This is a genomic window from Streptomyces calvus (assembly GCF_006782915.1).
GTDB lineage: Bacteria > Actinomycetota > Actinomycetes > Streptomycetales > Streptomycetaceae > Streptomyces > Streptomyces calvus.
This window is the reverse complement of sequence record NZ_VCNP01000064.1, coordinates 85,303-105,390: the sequence shown is the minus strand read 5'-3', so window position 1 is coordinate 105,390 and position 20,088 is coordinate 85,303. Positions and strand designations below refer to the sequence as shown.

The 20,088-nt window shown below is 68.9% G+C and carries 15 protein-coding genes and 1 pseudogene; 10 read left to right on the top strand and 6 right to left on the bottom strand.

The annotated features are described in order from the left end of the window. Both FGW31_RS34790 and FGW31_RS36335 read left to right on the top strand, forming a co-directional pair. Window positions 1-658: pseudogene (locus tag FGW31_RS34790) on the top strand (IS5 family transposase); the annotation flags it as partial. Beyond that, the gene (locus tag FGW31_RS36335; protein WP_233452638.1) at window positions 655-813 is read left to right on the top strand and encodes an excalibur calcium-binding domain-containing protein; all 159 of its coding nucleotides are present in this window, start codon (window positions 655-657) and stop codon (window positions 811-813) included. The pseudogene FGW31_RS34790 and the gene FGW31_RS36335, both read left to right, overlap by 4 nt. 462 nt (window positions 814-1,275) lie before the next feature. Here FGW31_RS36335 and FGW31_RS34780 read toward each other — a convergent pair whose 3' ends face one another. Together FGW31_RS34780 and FGW31_RS34775 are read right to left on the bottom strand one after the other, a co-directional pair. After that, window positions 1,276-1,587 (bottom strand): replication initiation protein, RepL2, encoded by a 312-nt coding sequence (locus tag FGW31_RS34780; protein ID WP_142197592.1) that lies wholly within the window; start codon window positions 1,585-1,587, stop codon window positions 1,276-1,278. Beyond that, the gene (locus FGW31_RS34775) at window positions 1,584-2,036 is read right to left on the bottom strand and encodes a MarR family transcriptional regulator (protein WP_142197591.1); all 453 of its coding nucleotides are present in this window, start codon (window positions 2,034-2,036) and stop codon (window positions 1,584-1,586) included. Before FGW31_RS34775 ends, FGW31_RS34780 begins: the two co-directional genes overlap by 4 nt. 1,280 nt (window positions 2,037-3,316) lie before the next feature. On the opposite strand from FGW31_RS34775, the gene FGW31_RS34765 reads away from it, so the two are divergent. Beyond that, window positions 3,317-6,352, top strand: coding sequence for a Tn3 family transposase (locus FGW31_RS34765; protein ID WP_142197590.1), 3,036 nt, complete (start codon window positions 3,317-3,319; stop codon window positions 6,350-6,352). 281 nt (window positions 6,353-6,633) lie between these two features. Further along, the gene (locus FGW31_RS34760; protein WP_142197589.1) at window positions 6,634-7,188 is read left to right on the top strand and encodes a hypothetical protein; all 555 of its coding nucleotides are present in this window, start codon (window positions 6,634-6,636) and stop codon (window positions 7,186-7,188) included. A gap of 50 nt (window positions 7,189-7,238) precedes the next feature. Here the strand turns inward: FGW31_RS34760 and FGW31_RS35885 are convergent, their stop codons facing one another. Then, window positions 7,239-8,306, bottom strand: coding sequence for a tyrosine-type recombinase/integrase (locus tag FGW31_RS35885; RefSeq protein ID WP_233452637.1), 1,068 nt, complete (start codon window positions 8,304-8,306; stop codon window positions 7,239-7,241). 279 nt (window positions 8,307-8,585) lie between these two features. Here FGW31_RS35885 and FGW31_RS34750 point away from each other — a divergent pair, with 279 nt between their 5' ends. From FGW31_RS34750 to FGW31_RS34735, 4 genes are all read left to right on the top strand, one after another. Continuing rightward, window positions 8,586-9,959, top strand: coding sequence for a WD40 repeat domain-containing protein (locus tag FGW31_RS34750; protein WP_142197588.1), 1,374 nt, complete (start codon window positions 8,586-8,588; stop codon window positions 9,957-9,959). Between the two features lie 240 nt (window positions 9,960-10,199). Beyond that, complete coding sequence (locus tag FGW31_RS34745) at window positions 10,200-10,898, top strand: CHAP domain-containing protein (protein ID WP_142197587.1); 699 nt, start codon at window positions 10,200-10,202, stop codon at window positions 10,896-10,898. A 176-nt stretch (window positions 10,899-11,074) separates the two neighbouring features. Next, window positions 11,075-11,590 (top strand): hypothetical protein, encoded by a 516-nt coding sequence (locus FGW31_RS34740; RefSeq protein WP_142197586.1) that lies wholly within the window; start codon window positions 11,075-11,077, stop codon window positions 11,588-11,590. 355 nt (window positions 11,591-11,945) lie between these two features. Further along, window positions 11,946-14,060 (top strand): protein kinase domain-containing protein, encoded by a 2,115-nt coding sequence (locus tag FGW31_RS34735; RefSeq protein ID WP_233452636.1) that lies wholly within the window; start codon window positions 11,946-11,948, stop codon window positions 14,058-14,060. A gap of 152 nt (window positions 14,061-14,212) precedes the next feature. Here the strand turns inward: FGW31_RS34735 and tpg are convergent, their stop codons facing one another. Together tpg and tap are read right to left on the bottom strand one after the other, a co-directional pair. Continuing rightward, entirely contained in the window at window positions 14,213-14,770 is a 558-nt protein-coding gene (gene tpg, locus FGW31_RS34730; protein WP_142197585.1) for a telomere-protecting terminal protein Tpg, read from the bottom strand. A 12-nt stretch (window positions 14,771-14,782) separates the two neighbouring features. Continuing rightward, window positions 14,783-17,137 carry a telomere-associated protein Tap gene (gene tap, locus FGW31_RS34725; RefSeq protein WP_142197584.1) on the bottom strand — a complete coding sequence of 785 codons (2,355 nt, stop codon included), beginning with the start codon at window positions 17,135-17,137 and terminating at the stop codon, window positions 14,783-14,785. A gap of 205 nt (window positions 17,138-17,342) precedes the next feature. Here tap and FGW31_RS34720 point away from each other — a divergent pair, with 205 nt between their 5' ends. Continuing rightward, the gene (locus FGW31_RS34720; protein WP_233452635.1) at window positions 17,343-18,311 is read left to right on the top strand and encodes a hypothetical protein; all 969 of its coding nucleotides are present in this window, start codon (window positions 17,343-17,345) and stop codon (window positions 18,309-18,311) included. Between the two features lie 208 nt (window positions 18,312-18,519). Continuing rightward, on the top strand, window positions 18,520-19,191 hold the full coding sequence (locus FGW31_RS34715; RefSeq protein ID WP_142197583.1) for an Abi family protein: 672 nt from the start codon (window positions 18,520-18,522) through the stop codon (window positions 19,189-19,191). A 10-nt stretch (window positions 19,192-19,201) separates the two neighbouring features. On the opposite strand, the gene FGW31_RS34710 is transcribed toward FGW31_RS34715, so the two are convergent. After that, a complete protein-coding gene (locus FGW31_RS34710) occupies window positions 19,202-20,080 on the bottom strand; it encodes a DciA family protein (protein ID WP_142197582.1) in 879 nt (292 codons plus the stop codon). Window positions 20,081-20,088 lie beyond the last annotated feature (8 nt).

The window sequence follows — 20,088 nt, the reverse complement described above, 5'->3', positions numbered from 1 at the left end:
TGCGGATGTGGGCCGTCGACGGCACCTGGGAGCGGGTGTTCACCGCCCTGGTCGCCCAGGCCGACGCGGACGAGGACCTGGACTGGGCCGTCTCGGTGGACTCCACGATCGTGCGGGCTCACCAGCATGCGGCGGGGGCCCGCAAAAAGGGGCCCCGGCCGGCGAGCCGGGTGACCATGCCATCGGCCGATCCCGCGGCGGACTGACCACGAACATCCACCTCGTGGCCGACGGCCGGTGCCGACCACTCGCGTTCGTTCTCACCGCCGGCCAAGCCGGCGACGCTCCCGCCTTCACGGACGTCATGGCCCGCTCGCGCGTTCCCCGACCTCGTGGACGGCCTCGCACCAGGCCGGACCTGGTCCTGGCCGACAAGGCGTACTCCTCCCGCGAGATCCGTGACCACCTGCGCAAACGCGGCATCCGCGTGGTGATCCCGGAACGGGCCGACCAGCAGGCCAAACGGAAACGGCGCGGACAGGCCGGCGGCAGACCACCGGCCTTCGACCGGGAGGCATACAAGCAACGCAACACCGTCGAACGGTGCATCAACCGCCTCAAGCAGTGGCGCGGCATCGCCACCCGCTACGAGAAGACCGCCACCATCTACTTGGCCGGACTCCACATCGCAGGCATCTTCCTCTGGTCCACCCGATGATCCAAACGAAACCGCCTACAGCGGGCCTCCTCCGCGCGAGCGGAGGTGAGCCGACGACCAGGGCGCTGGCGCTGCACCAAGTACGGCGTGGTGATCCCGCGTACGGCTCACACCTCGACCGCGATAACGACGGCATCGACTGCGACTGGGGCTGACAAAGAAGGGCCCGCCGCGACGGGGGATGCACGGCGGGCCCTCAGCCAGTGTGGCATGAGCTGGCCGTGGGCTGCGGCGGCACCGTGCATCCCGGCCCGCTCCTGTCCCTTCACTACCCTGTCGCCTTTCTACCAGGGCTGGTCTTTGGAGTGCGCAGTGCGTGGCCAAAGGCCCGTGCCGATGAGCAGGGACATCGTTTGGTCGTGGACTGAGCCGGTCGTCGGGTTTGTCGCCGTGCTCGTATGCGGCTGCTCGGCGCCCGGCACCTACGACTGCTGTCCTGGACCGCATCCGCCGCTGGCGCGCCGGGGAGGCGGCCGTTTCAGGGAGGAACGGGCAACTGGGGCGTCCGGTGGTTCTTCGCGTCCGGAGGCCCGTCATGTACGTGAGGTCAATGAGCACGGTCCAGGGACCGGTGCTCATTGACCTCACGTACATGAGTTCTAGCCTGGCAACGCTACTCAGGTCGCGCGACGCAGCGGAACGACGACGTCCTCGCCCGTGCTCTTCTCGCTCAGCCGGTAGTAGCTGATGTGCGCGAGCCGCTCACTCTCTTCGAGCCATCCAGCTTCGACAACCTGGCGCCGGGTACGGGAGAAGACGGTAGGCGACATCCCGACGAGCTTGGCGAGGTTGGCGCCGGTCTCAATGACGGCACCAGCACGGTCGGTAGGGTGCATCGCATAGAGCATGACGACCAAGCGCTGATTGGCGGTCATGCCGGCCGTGCGGTGCAGGACGTCCAGGAGCTTGCGCTTGTCGTCGTTGTTCACTGGACCTCCCACAGCGAAGGGGTCGTGTTGTCAAAACCAGGGATATCCGGCGGGTTGCATGTCTTGATCGCTTCCCGCTGCTCGATGCCGGTCCCGTGGAAAGCGATGTACGGGCTGATGCGATAGAGCCTGTAGTTGCCGATACGCCCACGCTCAATCAGGATGCGCCGTTTGAGCAGCTTCCGGTTGATCTTACCGACGGCATCAGCAGTCATCCCGACCTTCTTGGCAATGTCCGCGCCGGTCGCCCGCAGGGGCGCCATGCCCTGGGGAGAGACTCCGATCCACCACAACACCATGTACTTCTGGCTCGGGGTGAATTCCTTGCTCTCGGTGATCGCTTCGACTCTGGCCTTGTCCACCTGGATGTGCTCGCCCGAGAAGGCGTAGGGCGCATATGGGATGGCCTCGCCAGTGTCGGCATCGACCAGTCTGCGTACTGCTGCCAACAGGCCCTCCCTGACCGGACATTGCCTCAACGTCGATGAGCGGCGACCCTCAGGGCCGACTCGATGAACTTAACGTACATGAGCGCGGAGTCCATGAAGTCCGCTTCCAGGGCGTGTCTCTCCACCCGACATCGATCTGCACCCAAGGCCGTCCCGTCCAGAAGCAGCGCCTACTCATGTACGTAGCGTCAATCTGATCAGGTCCTACAGTCGTGGTCACGGTTCCTGAAGCATGGGCACAACGGCTCCCAGAACTGCTCGTCCCGCCCTCAGGAACCGGGTGCACGATGCTCAGGACCGGCTGCCAGATCGGCAGAACCGTGTGCGGAAGGGTGTTTCCGCAGGTCAGGTCGCCCTTTCTTTGCGCGCCCTCTCTTACAGCAACACAAGCTCTTACCTGCGGGGGCACCTCCCACACTCCGTGCTACATCAAGCGGTCGCGCGAGCTACCTCGCAGCACCGCCCCACGAAGCGTTCACAGCGGCACCCACCTACGACCTGGCGACGAAAAACCTGGCTCCCCTCCCCCATCCTCAGCCGACGAAAGCACGCCACGACGCGCCCGCGGTCGGTAAATCACCCGCCACGTATGCCTCCATCAGCCCACGCTGGCCCCAGCCACGCAATTCATTGACAACCCCCACGAGCCGCAGTCGCGCACGCCCTTGAGGCCCCCGTCGGTGCACCGGAGGCCCCCAGGGCCGAGGATGCACCGACACGTAGGCGCGGAGAGCGGTCCCAGGAGGTTCGTGGGCCGTTTCTGTCGGTGAGCACCTCGAAGAACTTTCGGGGGTGCGAGCTGAAGTTGCTGGTCACAGGGCTGGTGTGCGCGGGCATCGCCATGCTCGCGCTGGTCGCCAGCAGGTGGCGTTGTCGAGGATCGTCGGTCATCGGGCGAATGCGAGGTTCATGAGGACAAGCAAGGCTCCGGCCAAGGCGGTCGCCCAGGCAGGGTTGGTGTGAACCTTGTCGAGGACGCGCCAGTTCTAGGGGTGGCAAAGCCGTGCTCGACGGGCGTCCAAACGGGGGATCATGGCGCGGGGGCAGAGGCTCTGAGACATCTCAGGGGGCTACCAAGTCAAGCGTCGCCTCGGTAATCGGCTTGCGAACCATAAGGCGAACCCGTCGCACCCTTACGATCCCGGCTCGTCAAGAAGGCCCTGTTCTCGTATTGCTACGGCGATCGGACATGTAGCGCTGCGTGACCGTCGTGGAGTTCGTTTCCCGTCGCCGGTCGTCTCGTTGAGCTGAACGAGTGACGTCGGCGGGGGGCGGGGCGGGTGCGGCAAGACTGGGAGCCGGAGGACCTGATCGAGGTCTGGACGCTGCTCGAAGACGACATGAAGCGGGTGCGGAACAAATCGGGGGCGACTCGGCTCGGGTTCGCGCTGCTGCTGAAGTTCTTCGAGGTGGAGGCCCGGTTTCCGGAGGCGGCCCGGGAGGTCCCGGCCGCCGCGGTGGAGTACGTGGCCCAGCAGGTGAAGGTCCCCGCGGCCGCATGGGCCGACTACGGCTGGCAGGGCAAGGCGATCCAGCGACACCGGGCGGAGATCCGGGCGGCGTACGGGTTCCGGGCGAACACCGAGGAGGACCAGGACCGGTTGGCTGCATGGCTGGCGACCGAGCTGTGCCCGGTGGAGCTGTCCCGTGACCGGCTCGCCGCCGCGGTGGTGGCGCGGTGCCGAAACGACCACATCGAACCGCCGGCGCCGGGGCAGGTGCGGCGGTTGGTCGGCAAGGCGGTCAAGGACTTCGAGAAGCGGTTTTGCCGCAGCACGCTGGACCGGCTCAGCCACGCGACCCGCTCACGCCTGGAAGACCTGGTCGCAGGCGATGACGGCGGCCAGGACGCGGCGGCGAACGGCGGCGCCGTGGCGGGCGGTGGGCGCTCGCACTTCGCCGAGCTGAAGACGGATCCGGGCGCCCCGGGCCTGGAGAGCTTGCTGGCCGAGGTGAACAAGCTGGAGCGAGTGCGGCGCCTGGAGCTGCCCGCGGACCTGTTCGCGGACGTGTCGGAGAAGCTGGTCGATGCCTGGCGGGCGCGGGCATCGAAGGAGTACCCGGCGAACCTGGAGCGGATGAAGCCGCCGCGGCGCCTGACGCTGCTGTCCACGCTGTGCCATGTGCGGCAGACGGAGATCACTGACTCGCTGGTGGACCTGTTCATCCAGCTCGTGCTGAAGATCAACACACGGGCGGAGCGGCGGGTCGACAAGGAGCTGGGGGCGGAGCTGAAGAAGGTCCGCGGCAAGGAGGCGATGCTGTTGCGGGTCGCGGAGGCGGCGTTGTCGGAGCCGTCCGGCATCGTGCGGCGGGTGATCTTCCCGGTGGTCGGCGGGGAGAAGACGCTCAAGGCGCTGGCGGCGGAGGCCGCGGCGAACGAGGCCCGCTACAAGGCGCGGGTGCGTACGGTGCTGCGGTCGTCGTACTCGGCGCACTGGCGGCGGATGCTCGCGCCGCTGCTGAAGGCGTTGGAGCTGAAGTGCAACAACACCGCCTACCGGCCGGTGATGGACGCGATCGACCTGCTCAAGCGGTATCTGGAGCAGCCGCTCAAGGAGGGCGCGTTCTTCGACGCGGCGGAGACGGTGCCGCTCGACGACGTGGTGCCCGAGCAGTGGCGGGCGGCTGTCGTCGACGACAAGGGCCGTGTTGAGCGGATCCCGTACGAGCTGTGCGTGCTGGTGGCGCTGCGCGACGCGTTGCGGCGGCGGGAGATCTGGGTGGTCGGCGCGAACCGGTGGCGAAACCCGGAGGACGACCTGCCGGCTGACTTCGAGGACAACCGGGACGTGCACTACGCCGCGCTCGGTCAGCCGCAGGACGCCGGGGAGTTCATCGCCGCGCTGCAGGGCAGGCTGCGCACGTCGCTGGACCGCTTCGAGCAGGCTCTGGCGGAGGGCACGACGGGTGGGGTGGCGATCGTCAAGAAGCACGGCGAGCCGTGGATTCGGGTTTCCCCGCGCGGCAAGCAGGACGAGCCGGAGTCCCTGGTCGTCATCAAGGCGGAGATCGAGCGTCGGTGGGGCACCATCGACCTGCTGGACATCCTGAAGTACGCCGAGTTCGACACGGACTTCATCGCCGAGTTCACCTCGGTGGCCACCCGCGAGAACCTGTCCAGGGACGTGCTGCGGCGCCGCCTGCTGCTCGTGCTGTTCGGACTGGGCACCAACATGGGCATCAAGCGGGTCGCGGTGACCGGCAAGCACGGCGAGTCCGAGGCGACGCTGCGGCGGGTGCGGCACCTGTTCGTCAACCGTGCCAACATGCGCGCCGCGCTGGTGAAGCTGGTCAACGCCACCTTCGCCGCCCGGGACGAGATGTGGTGGGGCACCGGCACCGCGTGCGCGTCCGACAGCCGCAAGTTCGGCGCCTGGTCCTCGAACCTGATGACCGAGTGGCACCAGCGCTACCGCGGCCCCGGCGTGATGATCTACTGGCACGTCGAGCGGAAGTCGGTGTGCATCTACTCCCAGCTCAAGAGCTGTTCGGCCTCCGAGGTCGCCTCGATGATCGAGGGCGTGCTGCGGCACTGCACCGACATGGACGTCGACCGGCAGTACACCGACACCCACGGCGCATCGATCGTCGGGTTCGCCTTCGCGCACATGCTGGACTTCAAGCTGATGCCCCGGCTGAAGAACATCGGCTCCGCGCGGCTGTACCGGCCGGCGGCCGGAGAGGACGACGCCTGGCCGCACCTGGCGCCGGTGCTGTCCACCAAGACGATCAACTGGGATCTGATCCGCCAGCAGTACGACCAGATCGTGAAGTACACCACCGCCCTGCGCCTGGGCACCGCCGAGGCCGAGCAGGTCCTGCGCCGCTTCACCCGCGGCGGCCCCAAGCACCCCACCTACCAGGCGATCGAGGAACTCGGGCGGGCCGTACGGACGGCGTTCGTGTGCGACTACCTCGCCGACGTCGAGCTGCGCCAGGAGATTAACGAAGGGCTCCAGGTGGTGGAGAACTGGAACAGCGCGAACAAGGACCTCTTCTACGGCAAGGACGGCGACCTGGCCGGACAGGACAAAGAATCCCAGGAGGTGTCCATGCTCGCCCTCCACCTCCTCCAGTCCGCCCTCGTGCATGTCAACACGCTGCTGATGCAGCAGATCCTCGCCGACGAGAAGTGGGCCGACACCCTCACCGACGCCGACCGGCGGGCCCTGTCCCCGCTGTTTTGGACCCATGTCAATCCGTACGGCCGGTTCGAGTTGGACATGAACAGCCGCCTCGACCTGGACCTCACCCGGAACGCAACGGTCCCCGGACCACGCACGCCCGGCGAGACGGCCGTTACCCCGGCGTGAACGGGCTACCTCAGCCGACGTCGTGGATGGAGGCACATCGCACAGGCCCTGGTCTTCAATACAGTGGTGGACCAGGCTGTGCTGCCGGGACGAGATTGTGAGGTCAAGTGTCTGAGCGTCGTGTTCGTTTAAGGGTTCGCCAGGTGGGGCCGCGCCCGCCTCTGCCCCAGCTCTCTGGTGCAGATCCCACCCACGGAGACTCATCCCCGACTTCTGGTCCAGACACCGCCCGAGAACCCACCAGGCTCCAGCGGCTTGTCAGGGGGTATCGCAGGTCTGATGTGGCCAAGCACACCGCGGTTCTCGCCGCGGTCGTAGCTGCGGCAAGCCTTGCGATCACAGCGTGGGGAACGTACAAGGCTGCTCAGGTCGCAGACGATCAGCTTGCCCAGTCACGTGAGAACAACGAAAACGACGAGCGCGCACAAGCCTCCCGCATCTCGATGTGGACCGAAGGCAACCAGCCGACGCGTATCGTCCTTGCCAACCGCTCCCTGGATCCCGCATGGGCCTCCATATACTTCGATGACCCGACCTTGCCCATGGGCCTCTCCCAGCCGGCCGGGGTCCTCCCGCCTTGCAGTCGCCTAGACGTTCCCGTTGCGAAGCTCTACGTGGATCCAGAAAACATCCAGGGTTCCGGGCTGAGGCTCGCATTTGTGGACGCCAACGGAAGAGCTTGGACCCGCGCCGCAGGGGGAGGACTGCGAGGACCGGAATGGCCGAACAGCGTGAGCGTCACCACCAAAGACAAAACCACCATGTGGGCGACCGAAAAAGACGTAGAGGTCAAGACGCTCTCTGAATGCGGCCAAGCAGCTAACCCGAACCAGTAGTCCCAGCTCGGACACCCAAAAGCAAGTCACTCACCGGTAGGTTCCGGGGCTCAACTTTTGCGGCGGGCGGCGGGGTCGCGTTCGGCGACGTGTCGGGCGACTGCGTCGACGCCGGGGCGGGCGTACCGCTCCAGGGAGCGGACGGAGGCGTGGCGGGAGCGGGCCAGCAGCATCGGGGTGGAGGTGCCGTCCTCAGCGTCGTGGGTCAGGGCGCTGTGGCGGAGCCGGTGCAGGGTCCAGCCGTCCAGATCCTCGACGTCCTCGGGCGCGGCGAGGGGGTTGGCCAGCAGCCGGGTGGCTTCCTCGAAGATCTCCTCGGCCCGGCGGTAGGACAGGCGGGCCCGGCCTGTCTCGGGGCAGACGTCCGCCGCCGGTGTGCGGGCCGGGGCCTTGCGGTCGGTGAGGAACAGCGGGCCGCGGGTGCGGCGGGCGATGAGGCGGGGCAGGAGCTGGGCGGTGCCGGACTGCCAGTGAATCCACTCCGTCGCACCGCCCTTGGCAGTGATCTTCCCGCGCTTGTCCTGCGGGTAGAGGTCCTCGACGTTCAGGCGCAGCGTCTCGTCCGCGCGGGCGGCGGACTCGTAGAGCATCTTCCAGCAGGTCTTCTCCCGCAGGGAGACGTCCAGCCGCCACAGGGCGGCAATCTGGTTCTCCGCCAGGGCCCTGGTGCGGTCCGGCGGCGCCGGGCGGCGCTCGATGCCGATCGTGGGATCACCGTCGATCCAGCCCTGGCGCTGCCACCAACCAATCGCCTTACGCGCGATGGACAGCTCCCGGTTGACGGTGTCGGCGTCCATCGCGTCCGCCCGCGCCGCCGCCAGCTCGGCGAGCACCTCCGGCAGCGCCGGGTCGTCAATCGCGGTGACGGGGGAGACGGGCGGCTTCGCGCCGCGGCGGGCCGGGCCGACCGGCGCCGGTTCGCCCGCGAACATCCAGCCCCACGTCGTCAGCGAGATCCGGTAGATCCGCGCGGAGGACTTCGCGATGCCTGCGCCGGTGAGGTACCGCTCGACGGCCGCAGTGAACGTCGCCGGCGGGGCGGACAGAGGCACCACCCGGGAGCGCGGCAGCCGGAGTGCGCCCCCGCCCCCGAGTTCGGTAACCGGTTCGATCGTCATGCCCGCCCCCACCCTTCCAGTGCTGCCGCAGTAAATGCGTACACCTCGCAGCGGCGGCCGGAACCGTCCGCCGCAGGTCGCGGAGATCACCATAAGGGCTCTGCCGCAGTAAATCCGGCATTTACTGCGGCATCACCCGGCCAACCACCAGGGTGGCAGAAGCCCGATAGGCCGCCTCAAAGCGAAACAGCCGCTACCGCCGACCCCCGCGTCCGGCCCGCCCCCGAGCGTCACCCTGCGCTACATGTCCGTCTGCCGTAGCTATACGAGAACAGGGCCTTGGAACTGGACAACGACGGGAGTGACAGCATCTGGGCCCTCGCCTTCACTCCGGACGGACGCAGGCTCGTGGCCGGTGAATGGGACGGCGACGTCTCCCTCTGGGACATCAGCGGCGGGAAGAAGGAGGCGACCTTCGCAGGGCTGACGGACTCGGTGGTCGACGTAACGGTCTCCCCGGACGGGCTCCATGTCGCCGCCTCCGGCCACGAGGACGTCGTGGCTGTCTGGGACCTCACCTCACACCGGCTGCTCACCACCCTGGTGGGTCATCAGGGCTTTGTCTGGGGAGCCGAGTACTCGCCCGACGGCCGTACCCTCGCGACCGGCGGTGACGACCGGGTCGTCCGGCTGTGGACACCCACCGGCACGCTTGGGCTGCTTGAGCGCGGCGAGCCCTGGCTGGATGCGGAACTCTCCCCGGACGGCAGTCATCTGGGCCTCGCCGGACAGGACGGCTCCGCACGCATCCTCGACCTGCGCACGGGCACGGCACGCCGCCTGCGGGGAACGGGCGATGGAAACACATCCGTGCACGCGGTCGCTTTCAGTGACGACGGAAGCCGGTTCGCCGCCGCCGACGAGAGTGGCCGCGTCCTCGTCTGGCGCACCGACGACCCGCTGCGTCCGCCCGGGCTTCCCATCGCGCAGTGGCGGGCGCACAAACGTACCGTCAGGTCGCTCGACTTCCGCCCCGGGCACCGCCACATCCTGGCCACTGGCAGCGATGACCACACGGCCGGGCTCTGGAACCTGGCCGACAGCGGAGCGGACAGGCCGACCCGACTCCACGTCCTCAGCGGTCACTCCGACGGCGTGCAGGATGTCGCCTTCCTGGGCGAGGACACCGTCATCACGGCAGGTCTCGACAGCGCGGCCAACGTCTGGGACTTCACCGACGCCCGTCTGCAGCGCAGGCTCACCCACGGCGCGCCGGTTCTCGACGTGGCCGCGGGTCGCAAGGGCCTACTGGCCACAGCCAGCTGGGACGACACGGTGAGGCTCTGGGATCGCGGGCCGGAGAGCCGCCCGCGCGTCCTCGCCAGCCATACCGGCGGCGTCTTCACCGCAGCCTTCAACCGGTCCGGCACCCGGCTCGCCACCGCGGGCCAGGACAACACCGTCCGCGTCTGGGACACCTCCGACGGGCGGCTCCTCCACACCCTCGAGGGGCACCGCCGCACCGTCCGCTCCGTCGCCTTCATGGGGGAGGACGGGCCGATCGTGTCCGTTTCCGAGGACGGCACGATCCGCCGGTGGAGCCTTGACGCGCAGCAGGTTCTCCGCCAGGTCTGCCGGGTCGTCGGGCACCTCGGCGAGAACCGGTGGAGGCAGCAGCTCCCTCAGGTTCCCTACGAGCCGGGCTGCAGGTGACCTGGGCCGACGGCCCGTCACCCGCATGCGCATCGTGCGAGGTCAGCGGGGGTTTCCCGGCCGCCCTGGCGCAAGAGGAAACCGCGGAACCCTGGATCCCGCCCACCGCTGGTGCCGAGACTCAAGTTGCGCCGAAAGCCGCGGGAACCCCCGGCCACCCCGGCGTGACCACCTGTCCTTCAACGCCTTGCCGGTCGCCTTCGGCAGCGAGGGACGAACATCTCAGAAGGAGCGAACCTCATGACCAATTCCACCACCGTGCCCGTGTCCGGGAACACCCGTATCGTCGCGCTCGCTCTCAGCGCTCTGCTCGCCGGCGGCCTCGCCGTGTCCCAGGCCCAGGCCGCACCCGCCGAGCCCGCCATTGCGACGGCGGCGGCAACCGGGGAGAAGTCCGCCGCATCCGCGTCGTCCCTGGCCCTCACGCGCCAGCAGATCGTCGCCAGGGCCGAGCACGCACTCAAGACGCCCACCAAGTACAGGACGGCGAAGAACGGCCCCATCAAGCTGAGCACCCCGAAGGGCAACAACAACTACCTCGGCGGCCACAACCTCAACGTCTACAACAACTACAACGGCCAGTCCTGGTGCGGGCACTTCGCCGCCGCGATGTGGGGCAAGCAGGGCGTCCCGGCGAAGTACGAGGCCTCCCAGCGGTGGCGTACCCACATGGGCAACCGGTTCCACCCCTACCGGGTCAACAGGCTTCCGCAGCCCGGCGACGTCCTGGTGTGGACCAATACCTCCAACAACGCCTTCGGTCACGTGGGTGTGGTCGTCTCCGTGAAGGGCCGGTCCGTCACCACCATCGAGGGCAACGCCGGTGCGGGCACCGACAGTGTCACCCGCCAGACCTACTCCTGGGACGACAAGCGCGCCACCGGCGGCGGCCCCTACCTGCCCAGCAAGAAGTTCGCCGGATTCGCCTCCGCGCGGTAGCCGGCTCAACACCACCGGCCCAGGCCCCGCCTGCCCACGACCGGCCGCCCGACCGGACTGTTCGACCACCACAAGATCTTCAGGCGGGGCTGCTCGTCCGAAGCGCCCCCGCCTTCCCACCCACGTCGCCGGCACCCTGCGGCGTCCGGCGCCCGTTCCACCCAGGAGCAGCAACCATGCAGACGAAGTACCTCGCCCCGAACCGCGCCTTCCTCTCCGCTCTCGCCGCGGCCGCCGTCCTCGGCGGTCCGCTCGCGGCCACCGCGGACGCCGCTCCCGCGCCTGCCAAGTACCAGACCCACGCCCAGGCGGCGGCCGTGCTGAAGCAGGCCAACATCAGCTGGTCGTCCAGCGGTGGCTGCTCCAACCGGGGGAACAGCCGCTGCACCTCGTTCACGAAGATCAACAAGGCGACGATCGCCGGCCTCGTGGCGTTCAAGAAGGCCAGCAGGTGCGCCGTCCGTGTCACCGGCGGCACCGAGCGCGGTCACGCCTCGGGCACCTACAGCCACTACAACGGCTACAAGGCCGACATCGCGCTCAACAGCTGCGTCAACAACTACATCACCAGCCGCTTCAAGCACTCTGGCAAGCGGAGCGACGGCGCCACCCTGTACAAGTCCCCGGCCGGCAACGTCTACGCTCGCGAGGGCAACCACTGGGACATCACCTACTACAACAGCCGCTCCTGAGCGACAGGACCGCGCCCGGTGTAACTGGGTCCACCGCCTGCAGGCGGTGGACCCAGTTACACCGGCGTCCCAAAAGCTCGGCTGCACCAGAGCCTCGCAAGTCGCAGGGCGAAGGACTGGTGTGATCGGCTCTCGCGGTGCTCCTGCTGGTCGCGGGTGGGAGTCTCCGGGGAAAATCACCCTAGGGTCTCCCCCCGAGCGGTCCGCTCTGCGTACTGCCTCTGTGATCGCTCGCCATCTAACAATGACGCAGAATGCGCTAGCGTCCATGCTGCCCGCAAGAACCTGGGTGAGCCTTCCAACTCACGTTGATGTGTGGAGAGGTTCGAACACTGCGGAGTCGTAGGAGGGGGCCTTGAGGTTGCAGGACGAGGAGACGCCGTCGGTGGTAGGGGAGTACCGGATCGAACGCCGGATCGGTGCGGGCGGCATGGGAGTCGTCTATCTGGCGGTGTCGCCGTCCGGCCGGCAGGTCGCTCTTAAGGTCATCCGCTGGGAGTTTGCACACGACATCGATTACCTCGCCCGGTTCCGGCACGAGATCGAGGCCGCGAGACAGGTCAGCGGGGCCTTCACTGCTTCGGTGGTGGGCGCCGATGCTGATGCTGAGCCTCCCTGGATGGCGACGCAGTACTTCGATTCCCCGACGCTTTCAGAGCGTGTGCGCGAGAGCGGTGTGCTTGAGGAAGACGCCGTGTGGCGGCTGGGCAGGGGTCTCGCAGAGGCCCTGCGTGACATCCACCGGGCTGGTCTGGTGCACCGCGATCTGAAGCCGAGCAATGTGCTGCTGACCGAGGACGGCCCTCGGGTCATTGACTTTGGTATCGCCCGTGTGCTGAGGGCGGAACCGCTGACGCGGACCGGCAAGATCCTTGGCACTGTGTCCTTCATGGCGCCGGAACAGGTGAGCACGCCGCGCGAGGTAGGGACGGCGGCCGACGTGTTCGCACTGGGCGGAGTCCTGACGTACGCAGCGACGGGCCAGGGGCCGTTCGACGGTGACACGGGCGCCCCGCCCATCGCGGTTGCGATGAAGATCGTGCAGGACGATCCGGACCTTGCCGAAGTCCCGTCGGCCCTGCGTTCCGTCATCGAGAAGTGCTTACGCAAGGACCCCAGTAGCCGGCCCTCCCCCACTGAACTGCTTGCTCTGCTCAACGAGAAGGAGGTGGATTGCGCGGAGAGGCCCAAGGAGACGACGGCACCTGAAGGGATCGCGAACGGTCCCCGGCCCCGGCCCCGGGCACGCATCTATCTGGCCGCCGTGGCTGCGATCGGGGTCGCGGTGGCGGTGTCGATGGCGCAGGTGGGTACTGCGGGAGGGGATCGTGACGATGCCGAAGGTTCCGCATCGCCCTCGGCTAAGGCCTCGTCAACACGGGCTGCTTCCGTCGACGAACCGGTGGCAGCCCTGCGACCGAAGGGGTGGGCGCTGTGGGAAAAGAAGCCGACCACCAGCACAGAGCACCTCGCGCATGACATCCCCGCTTGCGCCGGTAGCGGGGATGTTCTCGTGTGCACCGAAGCCGGTGTGGTTGCCGAGCGGATCGACGTCGCCTCCGGACGGGTCAGATGGAGTAAGCGGCACACTGACGAGTCGTCGCAGCCGGGCTTGGTCGTGGGGTTCGTGGGAGACACGGTTCTTGTCCAGGACGTGGACGAGGAACAGCTCGTGGGCTTCGACGTGAATACCGGTGACCGCCTGTGGTCAGCCCAGGCGTCGGGGCCCCCGACTTTCACCCTACAGAAATCCACGGTCACGACGACTCACCATCATGTGGACGGGGTTCGGATCGACCGCAGGGACGCACGGACGGGAAAGCTGATTGGATCCAGGACCTTTCCCGCTGGCGAGTATTACGACCTCTTCGACGGCGGGGACAACGTGCTCCATCTGCTGCGGTATGGGGAGGAGGGCTTCATCACGTCCGTCGCTGTCCTCCACGCCGCCACGTTGCAGACGACGAAGGTACTCGCCACATTCGACGAGGACCCCGGCACCCCGGTCGCAGCCGATGGTGACACATTGTCATTGCTCCTCGACGGCAAGAGCGTCACCCGCATCACCAATGCAGACGGAAACGTGGAACGCCTACCTCTGCGGGACGCCTTCGTGGGCACCGCCCGTGTGCAGGGCGACATGTTGTACCTCAGCCGGACAGATGGCATGTTGGCCGCGTATGACCTACGGACGGGCCTGCGAAAGTGGACCATGGAGACGACGGGCGAGTCCCCCGCACGTCCCGTGTTCTCTGATGGTCGTCTGTACAGTCTGGTCGGGGACGGACGGATTATCTGTGTCGACGCAGCAACCGGAAAGACCGTGTGGCGGAGCGCGGCACGACGCGACCCGAACTTGAGCGTCGCGGATCTCACTCGCAGGCGGACGGAGCCCGTGGTGCTGGACGGCAGGGTGTACGCGGGTTCCACCACGGGATCCATCTTCGCGATTGCTCCGCCCACAGCGTGAACGTCGGTGCGGAGACAAGCGCTCCATCAGATTGATGCCGTTGTCAGCGGCGTGCACGGGACGTTCCGACATCGCCAAGCGCGGGTCGCCGAAATGGCCAACTGACGCACCCTGCCACATGGGGCTCGCGGGCTGTTCAGGATGCGGCTCTGCTACAGCTCGAACTCAAGGTGCTCGATGTCTGTGAACCGGACCGCTTCCAGGCTGCCGGCGCGGCGGCCGCCGTCCTGGAAGTACACCTCCTTGAGCCCTTCGGCCACGATCTGTTGCAGTTGCTGGTCGCTGGCACCGTGCTCCTGGGCCTCGAAGAGGCGAGCGGCGTAGCGGGGCGGCAGGGCGACGGTCAGGTGCCGGACGCGGTCCTCATCTGTCGACCCGATCGGTGCGGTGTACCCCATGCGGGCCTGGGTGTCGATGACGATGCCGCCGGTGGTGGCCGCGTTCCGCCGGGCCTTGGCTCTGACCTGCGGCTGCCACCGCTTCTTCACCTCGCGCTCCAGGCGCGCGGCGAGGTTGGGGCGGGGCTTCTTGATCTGGTCCTTGACGTACCGCTCGACGGTGCGCTGGGAGACCCGCAGCATCTGGGCGACCGCCTTCGTGCCCTTGAGCTGCTTGACCAGGTACCGCATCTGCGCTCCGGCCGACTTCGGCGCCGGGCGGGTGAACGCCCTCTGCACGGCGGCGTCCAGGCCGTCCTCGAACAGGCTCATCGTGGCCTACTCCTACTCTCCGTTGTCGACGTCGGTGACGGTGCCGTCTTTGATGTACCGGGCGAGGTTGAGTTCCGGGGCGTTGAACCGCTCGCGGACTTCCTCGCCCCACAGGACGCTCTGGGTGCCCTCGTGCTTGACCAGGCCGGGGTTGATGCCGAGCTTGAAGCCGCCGGGCAGCGGCTTGCCCTCCCGGTAGGGCAGGAAATCCAGCGGCGAGGGCCCGTTGGCCGCGTAGACGACGCAGTCGGACAGGATCGCCACCGGGTACTGGCCGGTGAACGCCGCATGCTTGACGATCTTGCGGTGCAGGTTGATCCGGGTGCGGGAGATGACAGCCGCGCGGATGTCCGGCCGCCACGTCGGCCGGGACAGTGCCCGCCACGGCTCGCCGGGCCGCCAGCCCTCCCCGCGCGGGCGCTCGCGCAGCTTACCCAGACCGCCCTTCACCGTCGCCTTGACCGCGGAGACGACGATCGCCAGCTCCGGGTCGCGTTCCGTGCAGCCGTCCATCGCCGCCAGGAACGCCTCCGGCGTCATGTCGGCGTGCACCCCTAGGTCGGCCATCGTGGCCAGGTAGGCGTCCCGGAGCCGGTTGTACCAGCCGTCCAGGTAGCGGCCGTGCTCGCGCCGCACCCACGCCTCGATCGGCCGCACCTCGTAGCCCAGCTCCACCGCGTACGCCACGGTCGGCGTCGCGTACCAGGCCGGGCCCTCGGGCCGCTCCCCCTTCGGCGTGAACGGAGACGGCAGCAGGCTGCCGTCCAGCTCCACCCACTCCTTGCCGACCTTCACGCGGGACAGGTCCACGTGGGACAGGTCGACCAGCCACGAGCCGGGCAGCTTCGGGTCGAACGCGGGAGCCTTGACGTGCGTCGCCTTACCAAGGCCGACGTTCAGACCGTTAGCGCCGGCGGCGAAGGCCATGTTGACGTCGATGCCGACCAGGTGCCGCAGGGTGCACTCCGCGTCGGTCATCGGCCGTGCCCAGTCGAAGGCCTCCTCGAACAGCTTCTCCGCAGGGCCGCGCCCGTGGAAGCGGGGCAGGTCCTTGAGGACGGGGTGGTCGTCGGGGACCTCGCACGGGGGCCAGTTCATCGGGTCGATGGCGTCCTTGCCCAGGCTGCCGGGGTTGTGCTCGGAGTGCCGCTTGCCGTCGGCGTCGGGCTCGGAGGCCCGGGTCGGCGGGTGCAGGGCAGTCATTAGCTCCAGGCCGGTCACGGCGGTGGAGCCGCGCGGCGTCATCACCCGGGAGGCGTACACGCCCAGGACGCGGGCGAGCTCCGCCGGCGGGAGCTGCCCGGCCTCGCCCCAGTGCCGGGTGTCCAGCGCGTTCCAAGAGGGGATGCACAGCTGCACACAGGCCCGCTCCGAACCGGTGGCGGGGCGGTAGATCCGCGCCCACGGGCCGAGGCCCCTCTTCGTCAGCTTCCAGTCCGCGCGCGCGAGCTGCTTGATGACCTTGTGGCCCTCCGGGATCCGCCCGGCGTGCTTCTCCTCCTCCGTGAGCGTGACGGGCAGGCCGTAGCGCTCCAGGGCGGCCTCGGTGAGCACGAGCAGCAGGTCGGCGTCCTTGCCCGGCCCCGACAACTTCGGCTGCCCGAGCTTCGCCTCCTTGAGCGTCCAGTCCACCAGGGACGGGAGGCTCTTGGCGGGCACGTCCAGGACCAAGCCGCCGGTGCAGTACGCCAGCACCTCCCCGTCCTCCACGTTGACGACCGCCAGCGGCCCGTTCTCGAACCGCGGGTCGGGGCCGCCCGCCGGGGTACCGGCGGGGGCCGCCTTCTTCGCACCCGGGCGGCGCGACGTCGGCCAGGTTCCGGTGGTGCGCGCCGGACGGGGCGCGGCCGCCGGGGCAGCGGCAACGGGAGCAGGGGCAGGGGTCTGGGTGTTCTCGGCTGCACTCATGGCCGCAGCCTCGGACGCCTCCCCTGTGGACAGAGTCCGCGCTCCCGCCGGGTCGGCGAAGCCCGCCGGGCGGGGCGCGCCGGGAGTGGGGTAGAGGGAGCTGACGATCTCTTCGATCGCAGCGTCCGGCACCTCTGGCATTTCGCCTGCCGGGTCGGGCGCGCCGGTGAACGTGGCGGGCACCGGGGCAGCCGGCTCTTGCGGCGTTGCAGGTGCCGGGTAGAGCTCCGCGAGCTGCCGCAGCAGCCGGGCGTACGCCTCACGCTCCGGGCCGCGCGGCTCGGTCGGCTTCTTGACCGACTCCCATCCGGACACCGTGGCCCGGCGCACCTTCAGCGCAGCGGCGACTTCGTCCAGCGTCAGGCCGTGCGCGACCCGCAGCCGCTTGCGCTCCTCCGCTGGCGGCAGCGGCGAGCGGGACGCGACCAGTGCGTCGACCGCGTCGAACAACTCGGACATGGAACACCTCCTGACCGACATCTACCCCAAGAACCGTACGCATGGCGAACATTAACCGTACGAATCGCGTACGAATCGCGTACGAACGGCGTGCGGAAGCGGTACGGATGGTCCTGGCCAGGGAAGGGCTGGAACCCGTCGCGTCCCCCCGGGCCCCGGTGGGGAGATATGGGCGGTCGCATGCTCGGAGTAATCAGGGGGTCACGTGGGGTGGAAAGACGCGTTCGGCGACGCCATGAAGGAACTGGAGGCGATACGACAGCAACTCGCACGTCTCGATCGCCTCGATGACCCGACGGTCGGGCTGACCGCACTGCACGGTGACGTCACGCAGAGCCGCCTGAAGATCCTGGAACAGCTCCAGGCGGGCGTCACCGGATTGCGTGAGGAGAACCGGGAGGTCCGCCGCCGGCAGGACCGGATGATCAGCGACCTGAACGAGACGCGAGGGGAGCTCCGGCAGCTCCTGGACCTTGTCGACGTTCTGCGTCCCTTCGCGCCGCCCGAAGGGGCAGGTGACACGTCCGGCGAGGGCACGCAGACCCATCCCGAGGGGACTGCGCAGCCGCCCGAACCCGAGGCCAGCTACGGCTCGTCCGCCGACGCCGAAGGTCATCCGTCCGTCTCAACCGACACCGACTCCCAGGGGGGAACCATGGAGAACACTGGGCACCGGCCGCAGCCCGAGTCCGGCGCGGACCAGGACCTCGCGCTGAAGAGTGCCATCGAGGCCGCCTACCAGGGCACCGGCACCTCCGCCGGCCAGCCCTCTGCTGCCACGCCGCAGGCCGCCGGCGCGGAGGATCCGCGGGTCGCACATGGCGTTCTGCTGCTGAAGGCCGCCGGTGTGGCCTCCGCCGAACTGATCGCGCACCGCGACACCTGGGAGTGGCTCGCCGCCCTGGCCGTCGACCACAGCCACTTCCGCACCCCGCCCTCGGTGGAGGACATCAAGGAGGGCCGCGTCCAGACGGTCCTGTCTGGACGCTCCCTCATCGCCCTGCTCATCGAGCTGTGGAACACCCGCTCCACCGCCACCCCGCTGCAGGGCGACTGGGCACTGGCCATGACGACCTACAACCGCATCGCGGCCGAACTCACCGGCGTCACCGGACAAGGCGAGACCATCCGCATCGTCCTGGACGACGGTCTCCCCCACGAGGCCGGCGACTGACCGGCATCTCACCGAGAAGCAGACGACGGCCGCCCAGGTCGGTCCGGGCGGCCGTCGTCACGGGCTGGAAAGCGCGAGGGCCGCACGGTCAAACCGTGCGGCCCTCGACTGACGTCTGAACCCTGGGGGTATGGCCTGCCTTCTTTCGAGGGCTACCAGGGACAATTCCAGGGTCTTCGTCGCCCAGTGTACCTACGATTTCCCCACCATGCACAGCACGCCGCCCACCAGCATCGAGCCGCCCGACGACAAGGCCGTCATCGAGCTGATCAGCCCCGACCGGCTGAACCCCTACCTGGCCGCCTGCGCTGGTGACTCCACCGCCGCGCTCGCGCTGTACCGGTGGAACAGCGACCTCGCCGCGGCGTTCTTCGAACCGCTCGGGCACCTGGAGATCATGCTGCGCAACGCGCTGGACGCACGGCTCGTTGCCCGCCAGCAGCGCCGGGGCTGGACCACCGAGTGGTACATCGACAGGCAGGTCCCCCTCAGCGGCAAGGCCCGCGGCGACATCGCCCAGGCCCAAGAGCGCGCTGGGCGGGGCGGTGCTGCGACCACGCCGCGCGGGAAGGTCATCGCAGAGCTGAGCTTCGGCTTCTGGCGCTTCCTGCTGGCCCGCCAGTACAAGACCAACCTGTGGCCCGACCTCGCGGGCGCCTTCCCCTACGCCCCCAACCGTGCCCTGACCACGGTGGAAGACCCGGTCAAACGGCTGCACAAGTTCCGCAACCGCATCGCTCACCACGAGGGGATCTGGCACCTGGCCCTCGAAGCCCGCCGGGACGACATCCAGACCGTGCTCGGCTTCATAGCGCCGGCCGCCGCAACGTGGGTCGCCGACGCCTCCCGCATCGACGACGTCCTCGCCCGCCGCCCCTGACGCCTCGAGTTCACGCGGTCCTGCCCAGCGTCGTCGGCTGCGGGACCGCGGCCGCCGTCCCGGCCTCCCGCGCCGCGCGCTCCGCACGGGCCCGGCGCAGGGCTGCGGCGTGGGAGACGTCGGCCTGGCGGCGGCGCTCGATGCGGGCCTGCTCGATCGGGGCCGGCTGGTCATCGGCCACCGGCTCCGGCTCCGGGAAGGCCCGGAGGCTGAGCGCCCGCATCGCCGCGGTCTGCCGCTCCACCGCCTCCGCGATCGAGGGGTCGATACGGCTGGGAGGCGCGACGGCCTGGTGCGCGGCGAGGGCCTGGTGGAAGCCCGGCGAGGCCATCTCGCGCGTCTTCATCGGGGCCGGAGGAGCGTCCGGGGCGGTGACCGGAGTCGGTGCGGCGGGCCGGGAGCCCGGGGCGGCGCCGACGGCCAGGACCCGGACACTGCGCACGGCGTCGGTGCCGGCCGACTCGTTGGCCGCGGCGACGATCCGGGCGCTGATCAGGCGGAGCTGGGTGGCGTAGGCCGGGGAGTCGGGGCGCAGGTCCAGCTGGCCGATCTCCGGGTGGAAGGCGACGGCCTGGACGTGGGTGGGCAGCTGCGGGGCGATGGCGGCCGCGATATCGGGCCAGCGGTCCAGGACGGTGCCGCCGACGGCCGGGACGTCCCAGGCCCGGTCGGCCATCAGGCCCTGGAGTACGGCGGCGAACCCGGCCGGCTCCCGGCCGTCGCGCTGCACGACCCGGGTCCGGCGGCGGCGCGGGGCGCGGGCCTCGCTCTCGCCGCGCTTCCTGGCGGCCTCGCGAGCGGCGTGCAGCGCGACCCGGGCGAGGTCGACGCCGGACAGCTCCGGGCCGTCGGCGGCGGGCTGCTCGATGGGGGTGGTCGTCTCGGTCATCTCGGCCT